Genomic DNA, 18163 nt, shown 5'->3' with positions numbered 1-18163 from the left:
AAACGATGTTGCATTTTAGTGTGCTAGCGAGTGGGAGCACAGGAAATGCGTTTTACGTAGAGGCAGATGGACACTCCTTTTTAGTAGACGCTGGTTTAAGCGGCAAACAAATGGAGTCATTGTTCTCTTCTATTGATCGGGATATCAAAAATTTATCAGGGATATTAGTCACCCATGAACATAGTGATCACATCAAAGGGATCGGGGTGCTAGCTAGAAAGTATAAGCTGCCGATCTATGCTAATGAAAAAACGTGGCAAGCGATGGACGGGCTCATCGGGAAAGTGGATACCGAACAGAAATTCAGCTTTGAAATGGAAACAGTTCAAAGCTTTAATGGCTTAAGTATTGAATCCTTCGGCGTTTCACACGATGCAGCAGAGCCAATGTTTTATGTGTTTCATTATCAAGGCAAAAAGCTGGTATTAATCACAGATACAGGCTATGTTAGTGATCGGATGAAGGGCATCATTAAAGACGCGGATGCCTACGTATTTGAAAGCAACCACGATGTCCAAATGCTACGAATGGGTCGCTATCCATGGAGCATTAAACGCCGAATATTGGGTGATTTTGGCCACGTGTCTAATGAAGATGCGGCACTGGCGATGTGTGATGTCATTGGTGACCGAACGAAACGTATTTACCTTGCTCACTTAAGTCAAGACAATAATATGAAAGATTTGGCAAAAATGAGTGTGACCCAAACACTCGAAAAGAAAGATATGCCAGTGGGTGAGCAATTTGAATTGCTCGATACTGATCCAAAAACGCCAACAATTTTAACTGAATTATAAGTGGAATAAACCGTCTTTAATAGGGGTTTCTTATTAAAGGCGGTTTATTTTGTTCACTTTGCATATTAATTGAATTTTCCATAGGAAGCGTTATAATTTTTTTAATGGGGAAAATAATCATAACATCAATAGTAAAGGGTGAGGTATTTGGGTTATTATGATGATCACGGAAGAACAGGAAGGAATTCGAACGGCCCCAAAAAAAGCGGCTACTTTCTAGCAAGTTTGGCGGGCTTGATTGTAGGTGCTGCAATAACCGTCTTTGCTGTATCAAATATTGCTGATGAAGATGGCCAAGAAACGACGAAATCACCAGTGAAAACGGAAAGCGTTTCATTAGATGTCACAACTGATGTAACAAAAGCAGTTGATGAAGTGAAAAATGCCGTTGTAGGTATCACGAATATTCAATCGGGTAACTTTTGGCAAGGTGGAGAGGCTCAACCCGCAGGAACAGGCTCTGGAGTCATTTATAAAAAAGCGGGAGGTAAAGCATTCATTGTAACGAATAATCATGTTGTTGAAGGTGCTGAAAAGTTAGAAGTTTCACTAGCTGATGGAACTAAAGTACCCGCAAAACTTAGTGGAAGTGATATTTGGACTGATTTAGCAGTTATCGAAATCGACGGAAAAAAAGTGACAGACGTAGCTGAATTTGGAGATTCCGATGCATTGAAAATTGGTGAACCTGTCATGGCAATCGGGAATCCACTAGGTCTTGAGTTTTCTGGTTCGGTGACACAAGGAATTGTCTCTGGACTAGAGCGAACGATCCCTGTTGATATTAACGGAGATGGTGCGATCGATTGGCAAGCAGAAGTATTGCAAACAGATGCAGCCATTAACCCAGGAAATAGCGGTGGTGCACTTGTTAATATTTCCGGTCAAGTAGTCGGCATCAATTCCATGAAAATCGCTCAGCAAGCGGTGGAAGGTATCGGATTATCGATTCCGATCAATTATGCTATGCCAATCATTGATAGCTTAGAAAAATACGGAAAAGTGAAACGTCCATCTATGGGTGTTCAACTGCGAAATGTAAACGAAATTCCTGCTTATCACCAACAACAAACATTAAAATTGCCTGAAGGTGTAACAGATGGTGCCATGATTGAACAAGTTTTACCAGAATCACCGGCATCTAAGGCAAACTTACAAGAACTAGACGTTATCGTCCAACTAGATGACCAAGAAGTCAACGATGTTTTAGAACTTCGTAAATATATGTATACGAATAAAGAAGTCGGCGATAAAATGGAAGTGACTTTCTATCGAGAGGGTAAAAAGGAAACTGTAACGGTTGTACTGACGACTGAAGGAGTCATGTAAATAGGGAAAACGCAGAATCGCGAATAGCCTTTCTGCGTTTCTTTTCGAAAACAAAAAGGAGACTGACACCATGATTTATTGCTGCAAAGAACATGCCGAACTAGCATTAGATGTCATTGTTGATGAATATGAAACCTCACCAACAATCGAAAAACTTGATGACGACAAAAAACTGTCCACAACCTGTGAATATTGTCAAAACAACGCGGAATATGTAGTAGCAAACTAATATTCGCCCTACTATATGTGGATAGATATTGTGGATATGTGGATAACATCGTGTGAATAGCTTATGAACATTGTGGATAATTAGAGAAAAGCCGATTTCTAGTGGAGGTCGGCTTTTTCTGTGGGGGAGGAATGGTATCGACACTTCCCCATAACAAACAGCCTTCCTCATAGATCAAGGAAGGCGCAAATGTAGCTGTGTAATAAATAATGATCTTTATTCACCTAAAGCCCCTGTTGGTTGAAGAAAGTATAAAGAATTCAAAGTATTACACCTGAAAAAATTCCTTTTAATACTTCTTTTTCATTCTGATTTTCACATGAAAAGGAGGCAATAATGGCTGTTCTATTATTTTTTTGCCTTTCGTATTTTTCAATTTTCACTTCACAAATGATTGTATCTCCCGTAAACACAGGTCTTAAAAACTCAAAATTCATAGTACGAGCTAGTACGTTATGATCTCCACCTACTTTTGTTGGTAGAGTGGCCGTTAATAATCCTTGAATGACAAGTCTCCCCTGTTCATCTGGGGTTGTATGGTGAATCCCTTCATCACCTGAAATCTCTGTAAATAATTCAACATCTCTTACTGAAAAAGTCCGTTCAAACGAAATGATATCTCCTACTTGTAATGACATATAAATCTCTCCCTGAAGGTTTTATACTGTATTATGTGAGAGAATCTTGAGGTTTCCATTCTTTTGGCTTTATGTTCCTATTCATCCATTGCTTTTGTGGTGCTTCGTATGAGGCCGTAGCGATCAAATGATTATTGTGCCAGCTTGCTGCTCCAGAACGAATCATTTCATCAAGCAGAATTTCAATAAATTCTTCCGGTTGAAGCTGGAAAGAGTAGCGCGCAAAATCTTGGAACCAACCACAATTTAATAGGTAGTTATCGATTTCTTCCTTTGCCAATCCGTTCTTAATGATTAATGTGAATGAAAAAATCCTCTTACAGGCATGCCATGAAATTTTTTCTGGCATTTTGAGCCACTTTTCAAATCTTGCCCTTGCCGCATCAATGGCAGCCGGAGGATTCTCTATTTGAGGTCCATGTCCTGAATAGGCTTGCCTGATCCGGAGCATGGACAACCGATCCAAACTTTCTATAGATCGTTGGATAGATGCGACACCCTCTCGAAAGATATTTAACCATCCGATATCATTTCTGTGAAAGAGGTCCCCGCAAATTAATATCTCTTCTTGAGGTTCATATAAAGAAATATGTCCTAACGTATGTCCTGGTGTGTGCAAGACTTTCAAGGTTGTACTTCCCGTATTAATCTCATCGTTATCTGAAAGCTTTATATCGACTCGATAAGGTTCTACAGGCTGATCTAACCATTCTGCACTACAGGCTTCAGAGTCACAAGAATTAATTAAATCGGCATCCCATTTATGAGCAGCAATCGTCACATCATAATTTTTTTGAAGATGAAAATTGCCCCCTACATGGTCACTATGATAGTGCGTGTTCACAATAAGGTGTAATTCTTCTGGTGAAACACCTACTTCTTTAATTAATTGCTCTGTATCTTTCACATCACTCCCAAAACCAGTGTCAATAAGGATAGGGAGTTGATCTTTAATAAGGATCATGTTGGCACTTGGAAACTTTCTTTCAAAGAAAATAATACTGGATTTTTTCATCAGCTATTCCTCCAGGTTAATTATAATCAGAATTTTAAAACTATTTTAAATAATATTCAACTATTCTGCTTTTTTAGTTGAATTAGAATTTAAATGAGTACCAGATAGAGCTTATCTCGAATAAAAATATCGCGACATTTTTATAAACGTCGCGACTTTACTTCAAATCTATAGCAAATTCTTTATTTCACCGTTACTTCAATTGGTTCTGCGACTAAGCGCCATTCTTTGCCAAGCATCGTAAAGGTGTGCTGTACGAATACATTCGTTTTACCTGGTGCCAATGCTTTAATTGTGTTCCCTTCAATCGCAACAATTTGCTGGTTATCGGGGACGAATAAGCTTGTTTCGATATTTTCTTTTTTCTCGGTACGGTAGTTAACAAAGGCTTTTGCTTGAATCGTTGCGGTTGCTCCCACTTTTAAATTGCGTTTCTTAATCGGTGTTTCTAAGCGAATAGGAGCGGCGGTGAGCCATTGCGTGTAATCAGTGATTGGAGCGATCACTCCATTCATTAGCTGTTCCTCTAATGCTTGTTCATTACGGAACGTCCAGTGCATATTAATCATGCCGCGTTGACGCATATACGTAATAAATTCTTCAGATAAACTGCCATAACTGGAATTCAGTGTTGAATTCATGGTAGTAGCATAATTTAACATTTTCTGAGCATCTTTCAAGCGGCCTTCTGTTGTTCCTGGAACAGCGGCTGAGTATAAAAAGCCTGTGCCAATCGCTGGCTGTAGCTCATGCGATTTTTTTACGCTATCTGGACTAAAGCTTTGAATGAGTACTTGATCTGTCATACCTTCCTCTTCAATTTCCTGAATGACCTGCTCCTCGATGTTTTCTGCTTTCAATTCCACTAGAAGAACAACATCTTTGCCTTTAAATGCTTGTAGAAATTCGCGGAAAGAAGGCACTTTTTCTCCAGCAAATTCCGGGCTAAATTTCACGCCAGCATCGAGTTGACGAATTTCTTCATACGTTAGTTCGGACACTTTCCCCGTTCCATTCGTCGTGCGGTTCACTGTAGAGTCATGCATAATGACTAAATGACCGTCTTTTGTGCGCTGAAGATCTGTTTCAATTAAATCGGCGCCTAGCTCATACGCTTTTTGGTAACCAGCCATCGTATTTTCAGGTGCGAGTGAAGGGATTCCACGATGAGCAGCGACGATTGGGCGTTGGACAAGCGTGTTTTCAGGATATTGACTAAATGCTTTCAACACAGGGGCTGTATCTTGTGCAATAATGCCATCAACGCCTGTATGAATCAGAGCATGAGCATCCGCCTCTTGAGAGCCAGCGACTCCCCAGACAGAAACAGTTCGGCTATGCAAGGTATGTACAAGATCCGCCGTTAATAATTTTTGCGGAATGATTGCCACTTTGGCATTGCTTTCATGAATATTTTGGATTAAATCATTGATATCATGCTTATTCATCGAGTTTTTATTATAAACAACGGCTCCTCTAGCAGTCGGTATCTCTTCTTTTACCTGCTTGACGAGTGCAGGATTAGATGAAGCGATCTGAACGTCTTGAATGGCCATTTCTTTGAGCAAAGCGACAAGCGGCTCAACCGTTTGTTCATCCTCTAATTGAATGACTGGGATCATTTTCCCTTGCATCTTTTCGAGCATCGTTTGAAGCGGCGTGCCGTTGACCATTAAGCGATGATCCGTTTTCAGTACCATGGAAGAAACGCCTGTGCCAGCAAGTGAATCAACCGCTTGTGGCGTTGCATCAGAGGATAAAATCGTCGGTGCGTTCAAAATATTCGTTTCCGCTTCTTTCGGTAAAAAGGCGCCAGATTGTGATAACGGTGGCAATTCTGCTTCTTGAGCCGACACTCTTACATTGTCAAATTGCACCGTCGTTCCAACGGCTTGAAAGCCAATGCCACCCTTAGCAAGTGCCGACGCAGCATCCGTATCAATCACAAGCTGATCATTGATGTATTGCTGCACACGATTGCCTTTTACGACAACTTTTACGCGATACGTTTGATTAAACGCAAAGGGCTCTGAGTAAAATGTTTTATCATGTACTTCCCATTGGTTGCGATCATTGCGCAAAGCAAATTCGACGCCATTTAAAGCCGTTGTTCCGCGACGAATCGCCATTTGATAATACGGATAATCTTCGGATTGAATGCGGTACATCACAGAAGCCCAGCGTGTATCCTCCACAGCAGATAAGAACGTCATATCTGCTTCAATGACATAATCACCCGTTTCTTCAGCGAGCGGTACGACTACACGCGCTGGTTGAGAGGTAGACGGGGATGTTAATGTCAGCTTGCCGTTTTGTACAGAAGCTTGTCCTTCTACTACCTTCCATCCAGCCGGCAGTGAGGTGGATGCATCAAAGTTTTCTTCTAGCAATCCTCCTGGAGCGGCTTCAGAAATAATAGGGACAGAGATAAATACCACCCCTGCGGCTAGCATGAATGGAAGAGCTTTCTTTCGGATCTTTTTCATGTTTTCAATCCTCCTCAAATGTTAGAAAAGCTTGTTTCTATTTTTGCAGGAGAATGTAAAGGAAATATTAACCGCATTTTAAATTTAAGGAGAAGAAGAAAATTAACTGCTTTTTACCCATAGAGAACAGGCAGATTGTTGTGGAAAAAAGAAAACAGCTGGCAAAAATAGAAGCCAGTTGTAACGGTATGGTATGATAATTTAAAATAACTAACAGTGGATAAATGATAGAAAAAACAGATTATTATGTTGATATGTGGATAACTTCTGTGGATATCCTGTTTGTAAATTGTTTGTAAAGAGAGGGAAACCTGTGAATATCTCAATTATTACCGTAGGAAAATTAAAAGAAAAATATTTAAAGCAAGGAATCGACGAATATACAAAGCGCCTTTCCGCCTATGCTAAAATCGAAATCATCGAAGTCGCTGACGAAAAAGCACCAGAAGAACTAAGCCCAGTCGAAATGGAACAAGTCAAAAACAAAGAAGGCGAACGCATCCTCGCCAAAATCAGCCCAGACGCCCACGTCATCGCCCTCGCCATCGAAGGCAAAATGAAAACCTCCGAAGAACTAGCCAAACAGCTAGATCAGCTTGCGACCTATGGGAAGAGCAAAATCGCTTTTGTTATTGGTGGATCACTAGGGTTAGGGAAAGACGTTATGCAGCGGGCGAATGATACTCTTTCTTTTTCTAAGATGACCTTTCCTCATCAGTTGATGCGCTTGATCTTGGTGGAGCAGGTTTATCGAAGTTTTCGGATTAATCGGGGGGAACCGTATCATAAGTAAATGAGGTTTTTAGTATTAGCCGATGTAATAGATAACTTTTAAGGTTTACTATGTGAAAGGAGGTAGGTTGTGAGTAAAATGAAAAATCTTGAGTTGAAACAAATCTCTTACCAAGAATTATTAATTGAAGTACAAGAAGTATATGAATTGATACATAAACTAACGAATTCATATGTTGAAATTACTTCCTACGTTTCAACATCTCTTATTCCTTATTTAAGTTTTGTGTGTGATGGTTTGGATTATTTTCACGCAGGAACAAGCAAAGTTCATTCAAGTTGGTACAACGACATAGAAGGAAACTCTGTACAAGAATTAATTAAAGAAAACCGTAGTGCTTTAAAGTTATACTCAGAGTATAAAAGAAATAAAGTTATTCCTAAATTGGAAGACGATACAGTCCTTTTTAATGAACTTTTATTTGGTAATTATAATTTAATCCAAAAAGCATATATAAAATTATTTGGCCAACATGATTTAGGAATATATTTCTTTAAAGAAATTGATTATGCAAATACTTACCAATTGTTTAAAAACATTAAAACTCTCTATTCTGACAATAAAGGAATTATCGGTCCTGTGATGAAGGAGTTTGGAATAGTTCTTGCAAATTATATTTCCAAAGCAAATATTTATCCAGTGAGCAAGACTCCTAATAAGATTTTTTCTCTTACTGATAATTTTACTCATCAAGACGTTTATTTTAAGGACTCTAAACGTTTTGATGCTTTTAATAGTACAGAAGATAAATATTGGCTACTATTTTTGTATAATTATTATTGTCAAAATAATTTTATTAGAAACATTTTCCCGGTAGTATTAGGAGTCCGCGGAAATTTTTATTATCGAATGAAGTTTTGTACCTATCTATTATCAATAAAAGGTTTAGATTTATTGGCAAAGAAAGTACCAAAAATTACGGAAGAATACTCTGATATTAATGAATTAATTAATGCTAGAGAGACTATTGTGCCAATAAAATCTGATTTAAGGAACAACCTTTTCCATTATAATGTTGTAAACATTCCATATGAAGCGTTTGATGGAAAAGGAAATTTTTTCAAACAAATGATAGAGTATTCAGTAATGAAATCCTTTGAAGAGTTCGATAATCAGATAGATCAAGAATTAAATAAATATCAAAAATTAATAAGTCAAATTTTATTTTAGAATTTCCTAAAATTAAAGGTTGAGTTTCTATGGTTGGTTTACGGACGGACTGGAGATAAAAGTCTTAGAACGCAGACAAGTGCAGTTTATAAAAAGAACTACCTAGAACTCAGGACTTTTAAATATTTCAATATCATTTATTAATAAATGTAACTACAAAGGTTATGAGAAAAGTAAAATGAGGTGAAAAATTTGAAGAATAAAGAAGATTTCTATGTTGATATTAAAGAGAGAGCGCTAAGTATATATGAACAATACCAATTTCTTATGAAAGAAGTTTTAAAAAATGAAACTTACATTTCAAGATATAACTTGAAATTCTCCATTAAGGAAGATGCAAATTTAGGAGGTAAGGCATGGTGTGATAAATATGCAGATAATATACAAATAAATAAGGGAGTTATAGATAACTTTTTTGACTATTTTTATGGATTTACACAAATGCAAAGTGAAAATTTTTTGAAAAAAATGCAGATTAATGACGAAGAAGATGTTGGAGTATCATATGAGTTTTTGAAATTCGATGAAAATGGAAACGCTAATATTTTTGATAGTAAAATTATAGATTATAAATTAGCAGGATTACTTACTATTTTTGTATCACGCTTTATTATTACTCATGAATTAGGTCATTTATTTAATGGGCATTGTGAATTCATAAATTCAAAAGATATAAAAAGCTTACAATATATCCCGATGTTTGAGACAGATAATAATAGAAATTTCAAAAACGTTTCCCCACTAAATTATAGAACGCTAGAAATGGATGCAGATGCATTTGCTGCAACAGATAATTTTAGAAATTTGATTTTACTTTATGAACGCTTTGAAGAAAAGGTGGACAGGGATTTAGATATAAAACCGATTGAATTATTTTATTGGTGGTCATTTGCAATTAGAAGTAATTTTTTAATAACACAAAGAATCTTAAATGATGAGGAATATAAAACTAACAAAACTCATTTACCAAGTGTGGCACGTTGGATTTTAATATTAGGTTCAATGTTAAATCTCATAGAAAGTGATACATATAAAGTAAACTATAGGGATGGAGATAACAAACAGAAATTATTACAAGGATTAGCCGATGGATTTATATACGCTGAAAAGTGTTATAATGAAAAACTTTATACAAATTATAATTGTATAGAAGAAACTATTAATAATCCAGATTATAAGCATTATACAACTGAAACTCAAAAAAACTGGGGAAATCTCCGAGATGAATTGGATAATTTTTCGAGATTACCTCTATATAAATCTCGTTGATATTGTATATATAAATATGATTAGAGACTTGCTATTAGGTAGAGAGTGAAAGTATATTAATAGTTTGTACCTCAATATAAAACCTCATTTAGACATGTTACGGAGAACCGTATCATAAGTAAATGAGTTTTTTTAAAATAGGCACATAGGAATGAAGCAAATGTGCCTATTTGATCTGTATTTCTACTAAAGTATCTGTTGCATTTAAGTAAGTTACTTCACAGGTAACTGTCTCTTCTTTTAAGAAAGAAAATTTATCGCCATCTGCTGAAATATTTAAACCGTACTAGACCCATCCCAGCAATAATAGTTTTTAGAATAAATTTCACTCATGTATGTTTGCTCTTATCATTTTAAAGCTGATTTCTTTTGTTTTTGGTCTAAGTGATGGCTAAAGAAAGTTAGCAGACTTGCACAGACTGCAACTACCCCACCTACCAATGTTACATCCATTAAATTCCCTTGGTGGTATACAATTCCGCCTAATGCAGAACCAAAAGCGATACCTACGTTGCTTGCCACTGGCATAAGTGAAGCAGCGAGTCCTGTTGCATTTGGCTGATAAATTCCGGCAAGGTCTATTAAATAAAGCTGAGTAGATGTTGTTAAGAGAATGGCCATTAACGACATCAAGCCAATGTTTATCAGTCCTAAAATAAAATGATTTGTAGTCCAAAATAAACTTGTCAGAACAACTGCCTGCACGAGAAAAACAAACCGAAGACGACCAATGGCATTATGGCTGGCAATTTTACCGGCAAGGATGTTGCTGAAAATCGAGATGAATCCGTAACCAAATAAGATTAAACTAATTGATTGATTTGGTGCTCCCATTCCCTTCAAGATAGGAACAAGGTACGTAAAGACGGCATAAGTTGCGCCAAATCCGAGAGCAGGAATGAAAAAAGCCATCAAAATTCGTGGCTTGGTCATTAAAGAAAATTGATCCCGTATCGAACTGCGTATTTGGCTGAGTTTATTAGGTAAGACAAAAAAGGATGCCAAAAACGCCAATCCTCCTAGGAAAGTGGTTAACATGAAAGTGGCATTCCAGCCGTACCGTTCGGCGATTACAATACCAATTGGCACTCCAACGACATTTGCAAGTGTGAAACCACCGAAAACGAATGATATAGCAAGTCCACGTTTTTCGATCGGCATGATTTCACTTGCAACAATCATGGCTAGAGAGATTAATACTCCTGTTACGATGGCTGTCATAATCCGAAGTACAAGGAGCATGATGTAGCTCGTCGATATTACGCACAAAGCATTCAGGACGATGAAAGATCCTATCAAAAACAACATCCACTTACGCTTTGGAAAATGACTTGTTGCTGACATCACGAGTGGTGTGGCGATGGCAAACGTAATCGCAAACGCAGAAACAAGTGTGCCTGCTTTTGCATTTGTTATATGAAGGCTTGAGGAAATATCTGTTAAGATTCCGACAATAACAAATTCACTGGTCCCGAGAACAAATGTTAATAAAGTAAGTGTTAAGATAAGCAACCAATGTTGCTTGGATAATTTTGTGGGGTGCATAAATACCTCTTTTCTTAGATGAATGTAAATGTGTCACATAGTAAATACACAACCTAAACATCATACCAAAAATATTTTTGCGAGAAAAACTCTTTCTTATTAAATAGCGGTTAATGAATTACCAGGATTGCAAGGCTGCAGTATTAGTGGAAAACTATTTAAGAAAGAACACTTCTGTTGATAATCTATTGGTTGCAGTAGGTATTAAAGTATGTAAAAACCTCAATTAAATATGTTACGGAGAACCGTATCATCAGTGATTGAGTTCTTAAATTCCTGTTATAATAGCATTTATAGAGATATTGAAGGAGGAAGGAACGTAAGTGATCAACATAACTATTCCAAAACCAAGTGTTACCATTGCTAAACAGAATAATCCTGAGCTAAGTAATATCTATGGGTTTACTGATTTTCATCTTATCCCTAGAGATAAGGGTGGTATTTTTATGTTCTATAACAATAATAAAGAGCTATTATTTGTTGGGAAAGCAAGGAAGTTGAGACCGAGAATTAAAAAGCATTTTGAGGATACTGTATCCCCAATCAAAATGCATAGAGATGAAGTCACTAAAATTGCAGTTTGTGTTATTGAAGAGCCTGTTCATAGAGAAATTTACGAAACGTATATTATTAATGAACTCAAGTCGAAGTACAATATAGACAAAGTGTTTTATAAATAAAGCTTCTTCAGGAGAGGCAATAGGTATTTTCAAATTAGATTATACCTATTGCCTTTTCTCATTAGATAGATTAAGGAATGAAAACTGTTGGATAGTAAATACAAAAAATTAACGACTTATATATACACTTACAACTGTGATGAAGAGGAACGTTCATTATGTGCTTTGGAAATGCGCTCATTATTTGGGAGTGAGCCTCAAACTAGCATTGTGGAAAGCCATATAAAGATTGATCCAAGTCGAAGTCCATTTATTAAAGAAAGAATTGCAGTAATCTATGAGGAGGAAAGCCTTCAAAATCTTCTCAAACAAGTAGCATCCATACAAGTGACTAATGAAACCTTTAAAGTAATATATGTAAAAAATGATGGCCGTTCGAAAACTGAAAAGACCGGATTTGAAAACCGGCGTGCTATTGAGAAGGACATTGGATTACATATTAATGGTGAGGCAGATCTTCATCACCCAAAGCGCTTGTTTGGCGTCATGGTGGTAAACGGAAGATGGGTATTCGGTGATTATGTTAAAAGTGAACCTGTTTGGTTTAAGCATCAACAGAAGCCGAATAGTTACTCCACTGCGCTTAATACACGTGTGGCAAGAGCAGTTGTAAATATCGCCATTCCTAATCCAAGTGGGATCAAGGCGATTGACCCTTGCTGTGGAATTGGGACGGTACTAGTGGAAGCCCTATCTATGGGGATTGATATAGTGGGAAGCGACAGAAACCCTCTTGTTCTTGGAGGTGCTAGAGAGAATATCGCACATTTCGGGCTTTCTGGAGAAGTGAAATTAGCAGATATCCGCGACGTCACCAATGAATATGATGTAGCGATTATCGATTTACCCTACAATTTGTGTTCTGTCATAACTCCCGAAGAGCAGAACGAAATGCTCCGAAGTGCGCGTAGGTTTACTAAAAAAGTCGTAGTAGTGACCGTTGAACCAATCGATGAAATTCTCATCAATACAGGATTTGTTATTATGGACCGGGCTGTTGCTTTAAAAGGGTCATTTACTCGCGAAGTGATTGTGTGTGAGTAAATTCTTTTAAATTGATTTGTCGTTGTGAACTAATCGTAAACACCTGCAATATTTCCTTAGAAAGTTAAGTTTGAATAAATCAGTAACGATCACTCAAATATTTTGTATCATTCAGAAGTTGCTGACGGCGGAAAGTATCAGTTAAAATACCAAGCACTAGACTTTCCAAAATCGAAGGAGTAACAGGGTCGGAAATTGGCATTATTACAATACTAGTAGATTTCAAACAGAAAATCTCACTTAGAAACATCACGGTGAACCGTATCATAAATAACGGATAGTGATTTTAGTTTAAAAATTAATTGTTTATCTTAGATGAAAACCTGATGTAAAATGCTTAGTGTGCCAACACTAAGCATTTTTAGAACATTTATTTGAGAGACTGTATCTGTGATACGAGTACAGTAAATTTTTGTTTTAGGTCTATCAGAATAATTTTAATAAAAATTATAATTAAGAAATTAGCACTTATCTTTGCATGATGGAGTGCTTTTTTATTTGCATTTAATTACTATATTAATTCCGAGTATTTTAACTTTAATTCGTATGTAATTAAATAATATGATGATCAAAGGATTATACAAATATTTGGTAAAACAAAGTATACTCAATATAGATAAATATAATCACTAAATTTGATTAGGAGGGATTCACATATTTAGGGGAAAGGCAAAAAGGATATTTAGATCATTATTAACAAATCCAATATTAATCATTGGATACTGGCTTTTTTGCTATGAGTTGGCGTCATTATGTATGTATGGAAGAGTTAATAATAATTTTTATATTTTTTTATTATGTATCGTATTTTTTATATCTATCATTACATTTACTACAATTAGAATTATAAAAGATAGAGAATATGAATCTAAAAAATCAAAAACGTGGAAATACATCTCCATTGTAATTATTGTGGCAATCACATTATTTTATGGAGTAGAGATTTATAAAAGTGCAACAAATTATGGCGGTAAGCTGGCGTGGACTATAGAAAGATTAAAAAATGAAAGATCAGTTGAATTTGAACATAATAATATATATGAATATGGAGTAGAAGGTATTTTTGAAGATATAAATAAGGAATATCCTTTGCCAAAGAAATTATATATGGCAAGTGATTTTAAGCTTACATTTAATGCAGATGGAACCATCACATCTTTTGATACTTTTGTTTATGGGAAAAATGAGGATGGGAAAGAGGAAACTTTCTTAATAGCTTATGATAAAAATAAATCACAAGATATTACTTTAAGACTAAATGGGTATGCAGATGCCGATTATGATGAGGATAAACTAGTAGAACCTCTAATTAAAACGGTTAATGCTATTCCAGTTCAGCAAACAGTTAGTCAGTGGAATGAAAGTAAGTACGGGTTAGTTTATTATGGAAAAAGAAATTGGGGATATAACACAGAAGGAATTATTAATATTAATGAAGATGGTAAGGAGCATAAGCTGGAACACGCAGCTTCTGAAATAATTGGCTATACGGTATCTATATTTGTTTCTGGAAAAGAGGAAGAGCTCATACCTGCTAGATATCACTTAATAGGTGATCCAAATTGGAGTAAATCAAATACTACGCCAACTCAAGATCATTCTAAAGAGAAGCAACAAGAGTTAACTAATAACAATGAACAGTTTTTCTTATCAAAAGAAGTTGGTTATAGACTAAATTTCGTAGATAAAGCATTAGGTAGCTCTTTTTATTCACTAAGTATGACTGTTGATGGTGGTGAGACATGGGAGGTTATTAATGAAGATCCTTTCAATGGAACAATTGGTGGTCCATCAGGAATAACTTTTCTAAATGATCAACTTGGATTTTTAGGAGCAACCAGACCTTCTGGTAATGAAGGTGAATTATATCGTACAGATGATGGGGGCACTACTTTTAACAAGGTGAATTATACACCACACGAAGTAAAATTAGAGTATACACAGTCTATAATAAGTCCTTTTGATTCTCCCAGTATGCCTTATGAGAAAGATGGAGTACTTAATATGTTAGTCGGGCAAGGAGCAGACGGAGATTACAACAGTAATAGTAGTGCACTTTATCAATCAAAAGATAACGGAGAAACATGGGAATATGTAAAAGAGGTTACAAGTAATTAATATTATTAAATCACGTGTATTGATTAACCAAATTTAGACGGACTTCTCCCGTCATGATCAAAATAGTTATACAGAAATAAGACCATCGGATCCCACCATAGAAGATATAGGATTATCATGTAAAAAAACAGGATTAAGTAATGATCTGTGAAATATTCAGCTCGCACTTAATCCTATTTTTTTAGTTTTACTTCGATTATATGAAATGGATAGCGCAAGCGTATATTTTGGTATAATGTTATCTACATAATATTTATGAGGAACGTTGCGCAGTTTTATTCTTATTTTGATTTTCATTTTGAGAATGATGTTGGAGGCTAATCGTGAACAATTACCATCTATACAATATTGAAAAATTTCTAGTTGATTATGTGCAAACCGTCAAAGATATCGTTGGACTCAATCTTTATGTTGTTGATGACAACTTGATTCGGGTAGTTAGTACTGGAGCTTTGAATATATTAAGAGGCATACCCTTTACAAAAAATCAGGTCACCTATAAGGTTATGGCACAAAAAAAGCCGCTGTACCTGTACAATCCAAAAGAAAGTGAATTGTGCCAGGGGTGTGAAATCAAAGAACTTGGAAATTGCATGGAGGAACATACTTTATATTATCCGATAGTTATCGACGACTACGCAGTTGGTGTCATTGCGCTGTTTGCCGTGACAGATAAGGAAAAACAGAAGCTGAAATCAAAGCTCAGTGATTTTGAGAGGTTTTTAAGCCAGATGGTTGAAACAATCAAGCTCAAACTCAAAGAAACCACAAATGTTCATCGTTTGGAAACGCTCATGGCGAATGTTAGTGATAGCATCATAGTGACAAACATTGATGATACTGTGCTGTTTTCAAATTTACCACAGCTCGAGGGCAAGTCGGGAATGAACTTAAGGAAAATCTTTGATCCAGCCGATTTGGACCGGTTGAATGAAATCGGATATGACCATCCAATTATGATAAATGATGAATATGGATTAGGCCGGTTTTCTTTATCTAGGGCCATTATCAATCCCAATGAACGGCATATTGAAAAAATGTATCTCCTGAAATCTGTTGAGGAGGAAGGGAAGGCAGCGAAAAGAATTGCTTACAATGAATTGGATTTCATTGGGAGCAGCGATTCTTCTATGCTCACGAGAGATATGATTTCAAAGGCGGCTGACTATGATTTCAATGTACTGATTCTCGGGGAAAGTGGTACAGGCAAAGGGGTTATTGCAGAAGCCATCCACAAACAGAGTGTAAGAAAAGACAAGCCTTTCATTGAGGTGAACTGTTCAGCGATCCCTAGCAACCTGATTGAGAGCGAGTTGTTTGGATACGAGGCTGGAGCCTTTAGTGGTGCTAGTAAGAATGGGAAACCAGGAAAGTTTGAGTTAGCAAACGGCGGTACGATCTTTCTGGATGAGATTGGGGAGATGGATATCGCATTGCAACCGAAACTGCTCAAGGTGCTTGACGACAAACGCGTGAGCAGACTGGGCGGCGTTGAGTCCAAGAAACTAGATATTCGAGTGATTGCAGCGACAAACAAGAATGTGCAGGAGTTGGTCGGGAAAAAGCTGTTTAGAGAGGATCTTTACTATCGCTTGGCAGTTATGGTCATCGAAAACGAACCATTGCGTTCTAAAACGGAGGACTTGATTCCTTTGGCCACTCATTTTATAAACAAGTATAACAGGAAATACAACAAGAGTATAAAAGGGCTGTCCCAGCAGGTGGTTAAGGCCTTTATGCAATATGATTGGCCAGGAAATATTCGTGAACTGGAAAATGCAATAGAGTATGCAGTTGCCGTTGAAGAAGGCAAAAAGATTAGTACTCAGTCATTGGCAAGGCGAATACTGTCCAACAATCCTCTAGTTGTATCAACTAGTCTAGATGACATTAAGAAGAATAGAATGATGGAACTTTTCAACATACACGGTCATACGGCACAGGGAAAACAGAAGGTTGCAGAAAGTTTGGGTATAAGCTTGTCTACCCTATATCGCTATATGAAAAAGTTCAAAATCAGCTAATTTTGTTAAATTGAAAATCACTTTGAGAAAAATGAACCCATGAGGTTCATTTTTTTGTTGGAAAACAGCCGATTTTGAGTTGGCATTATTCTTGCATTATGTAATTACATACACAAGGAGGTAGAAGAATGAAACCACTTATAGGAGTAACAAGTAGTTATATTTATAGTTACATGCCCAAGCTGGATAAAGGAGGTAAAAATGAGCAGTCTCAATATGAAGCGTTGAAAAGCACATATGTGGGAAGCTGTTTATTCGGATTGAATGATGTGCCGTTTAACATGTCTCTGTCCACAGATACTCAAGCGATTGAACAAGCTGGTGGCATACCGATTATCATTCCGCAAACTGAAGATGAAGATTCTATGAGAAGTATTCTAAGTCGACTAGATGGAATCATGTTTGTAGGGGGAAATGATATCCATCCAGAGTTTTATGGTGAAGAAGTGAATTACAACAAGGGACTGTTTGGAACCTTAGATAATTTAAATACGGAAGATGCATCTGTGTTCGCTAAAACTGTTATTGAAAGGGACAGAATGGAGATTGCACTTATGAAGCTTGCGCTTGAAAAGACAAATCTTCCAATACTCGGTATTTGTCGCGGCTCACAGATTATGAATGTCGCTCTTGGCGGCAGCTTGTACCAAGACCTTGAAAAGTGTTATGAAGGGGAAGAACTATTGGGACACGTCAGCCTTGAAAAATGGGCATCACATGTACACGATATCATCATTGAAGATGGGAGTTTAGTACATAAGATATTTGATGAGAAACAAATAAATGTCAATTCCATTCATCACCAGGCAATCCGCCACCTGGGCGATGGTTTGAAGGTCACTGCCAAAGCTGCAGATGGTATTGTGGAAGCGATAGAGTATGATGACGCTTCAAGATTTGTCTTAGGTGTGCAATGGCATCCTGAAATGCTGCTCAAATCTGATGAGACTCATAGGAAAGTATTTGATGCATTTATAGAAGCAAGTAAATCGTAAGGGTTAACACTAAATGGACTTTAGGGGGAAA

At 36.8% G+C, this 18163-nt stretch carries 15 protein-coding genes; 11 read left to right on the top strand and 4 right to left on the bottom strand.

Translation table 11 applies throughout. The annotated features are described in order from the left end of the window. Positions 1-5 precede the first annotated feature (5 nt). From WDJ61_RS18285 to WDJ61_RS18275, 3 genes are all read left to right on the top strand, one after another. Positions 6-797 carry an MBL fold metallo-hydrolase gene (locus tag WDJ61_RS18285; protein ID WP_338752379.1) on the top strand — a complete coding sequence of 264 codons (792 nt, stop codon included), beginning with the start codon at positions 6-8 and terminating at the stop codon, positions 795-797. Between the two features lie 147 nt (positions 798-944). Then, positions 945-2126 (top strand): S1C family serine protease, encoded by a 1182-nt coding sequence (locus WDJ61_RS18280; protein WP_338752377.1) that lies wholly within the window; start codon positions 945-947, stop codon positions 2124-2126. Between the two features lie 70 nt (positions 2127-2196). Continuing rightward, on the top strand, positions 2197-2355 hold the full coding sequence (locus WDJ61_RS18275; RefSeq protein WP_094834694.1) for a CxxH/CxxC protein: 159 nt from the start codon (positions 2197-2199) through the stop codon (positions 2353-2355). Positions 2356-2615: 260 nt separating this feature from the next. Here the strand turns inward: WDJ61_RS18275 and WDJ61_RS18270 are convergent, their stop codons facing one another. The 3 genes from WDJ61_RS18270 to WDJ61_RS18260 form a co-directional block, all read right to left on the bottom strand. Continuing rightward, entirely contained in the window at positions 2616-2993 is a 378-nt protein-coding gene (locus WDJ61_RS18270; RefSeq protein WP_338752371.1) for a hotdog domain-containing protein, read from the bottom strand. Between the two features lie 31 nt (positions 2994-3024). After that, a complete protein-coding gene (locus tag WDJ61_RS18265; protein ID WP_338752369.1) occupies positions 3025-4008 on the bottom strand; it encodes an MBL fold metallo-hydrolase in 984 nt (327 codons plus the stop codon). Positions 4009-4190: 182 nt separating this feature from the next. Then, complete coding sequence (locus WDJ61_RS18260) at positions 4191-6494, bottom strand: glycerophosphodiester phosphodiesterase family protein (protein ID WP_338752367.1); 2304 nt, start codon at positions 6492-6494, stop codon at positions 4191-4193. A 313-nt stretch (positions 6495-6807) separates the two neighbouring features. Between WDJ61_RS18260 and rlmH the strand changes: the two genes are divergently transcribed. From rlmH to WDJ61_RS18245, 3 genes are all read left to right on the top strand, one after another. Further along, the gene (gene rlmH, locus WDJ61_RS18255; protein WP_338752365.1) at positions 6808-7287 is read left to right on the top strand and encodes a 23S rRNA (pseudouridine(1915)-N(3))-methyltransferase RlmH; all 480 of its coding nucleotides are present in this window, start codon (positions 6808-6810) and stop codon (positions 7285-7287) included. Between the two features lie 69 nt (positions 7288-7356). Continuing rightward, a complete protein-coding gene (locus WDJ61_RS18250; protein WP_338752362.1) occupies positions 7357-8457 on the top strand; it encodes a hypothetical protein in 1101 nt (366 codons plus the stop codon). 192 nt (positions 8458-8649) lie between these two features. After that, positions 8650-9726 carry a hypothetical protein gene (locus WDJ61_RS18245; RefSeq protein WP_413789034.1) on the top strand — a complete coding sequence of 359 codons (1077 nt, stop codon included), beginning with the start codon at positions 8650-8652 and terminating at the stop codon, positions 9724-9726. A gap of 348 nt (positions 9727-10074) precedes the next feature. Here WDJ61_RS18245 and WDJ61_RS18240 read toward each other — a convergent pair whose 3' ends face one another. Then, positions 10075-11271: an MFS transporter gene (locus WDJ61_RS18240; RefSeq protein ID WP_338752358.1), complete on the bottom strand. Its 1197-nt coding sequence runs from the start codon at positions 11269-11271 to the stop codon at positions 10075-10077. A 323-nt stretch (positions 11272-11594) separates the two neighbouring features. Between WDJ61_RS18240 and WDJ61_RS18235 the strand changes: the two genes are divergently transcribed. The 5 genes from WDJ61_RS18235 (at position 11595) to WDJ61_RS18215 (ending at position 18132) form a co-directional block, all read left to right on the top strand. Then, on the top strand, positions 11595-11951 hold the full coding sequence (locus WDJ61_RS18235; RefSeq protein ID WP_338752355.1) for a nucleotide excision repair endonuclease: 357 nt from the start codon (positions 11595-11597) through the stop codon (positions 11949-11951). 87 nt (positions 11952-12038) lie between these two features. Then, entirely contained in the window at positions 12039-12995 is a 957-nt protein-coding gene (locus tag WDJ61_RS18230) for a methyltransferase domain-containing protein (protein ID WP_338752353.1), read from the top strand. A gap of 756 nt (positions 12996-13751) precedes the next feature. After that, a complete protein-coding gene (locus WDJ61_RS18225) occupies positions 13752-15113 on the top strand; it encodes a WD40/YVTN/BNR-like repeat-containing protein (RefSeq protein ID WP_413789033.1) in 1362 nt (453 codons plus the stop codon). A 323-nt stretch (positions 15114-15436) separates the two neighbouring features. Beyond that, positions 15437-17137, top strand: a complete 1701-nt coding sequence (locus WDJ61_RS18220; protein ID WP_338752351.1) for a sigma-54 interaction domain-containing protein — start codon at positions 15437-15439, stop codon at positions 17135-17137. Positions 17138-17265: 128 nt separating this feature from the next. Further along, the gene (locus tag WDJ61_RS18215) at positions 17266-18132 is read left to right on the top strand and encodes a gamma-glutamyl-gamma-aminobutyrate hydrolase family protein (protein ID WP_338752348.1); all 867 of its coding nucleotides are present in this window, start codon (positions 17266-17268) and stop codon (positions 18130-18132) included. The last annotated feature ends 31 nt before the right edge of the window (positions 18133-18163 follow it).

The sequence above is a fragment of the Bacillus sp. FJAT-52991 genome, from assembly GCF_037201805.1.
Lineage (GTDB): Bacteria > Bacillota > Bacilli > Bacillales > Domibacillaceae > Bacillus_CE > Bacillus_CE kandeliae.
Note: the sequence above shows the minus strand (reverse complement) of the source record. Positions and strands in the feature narration are given on the sequence as shown.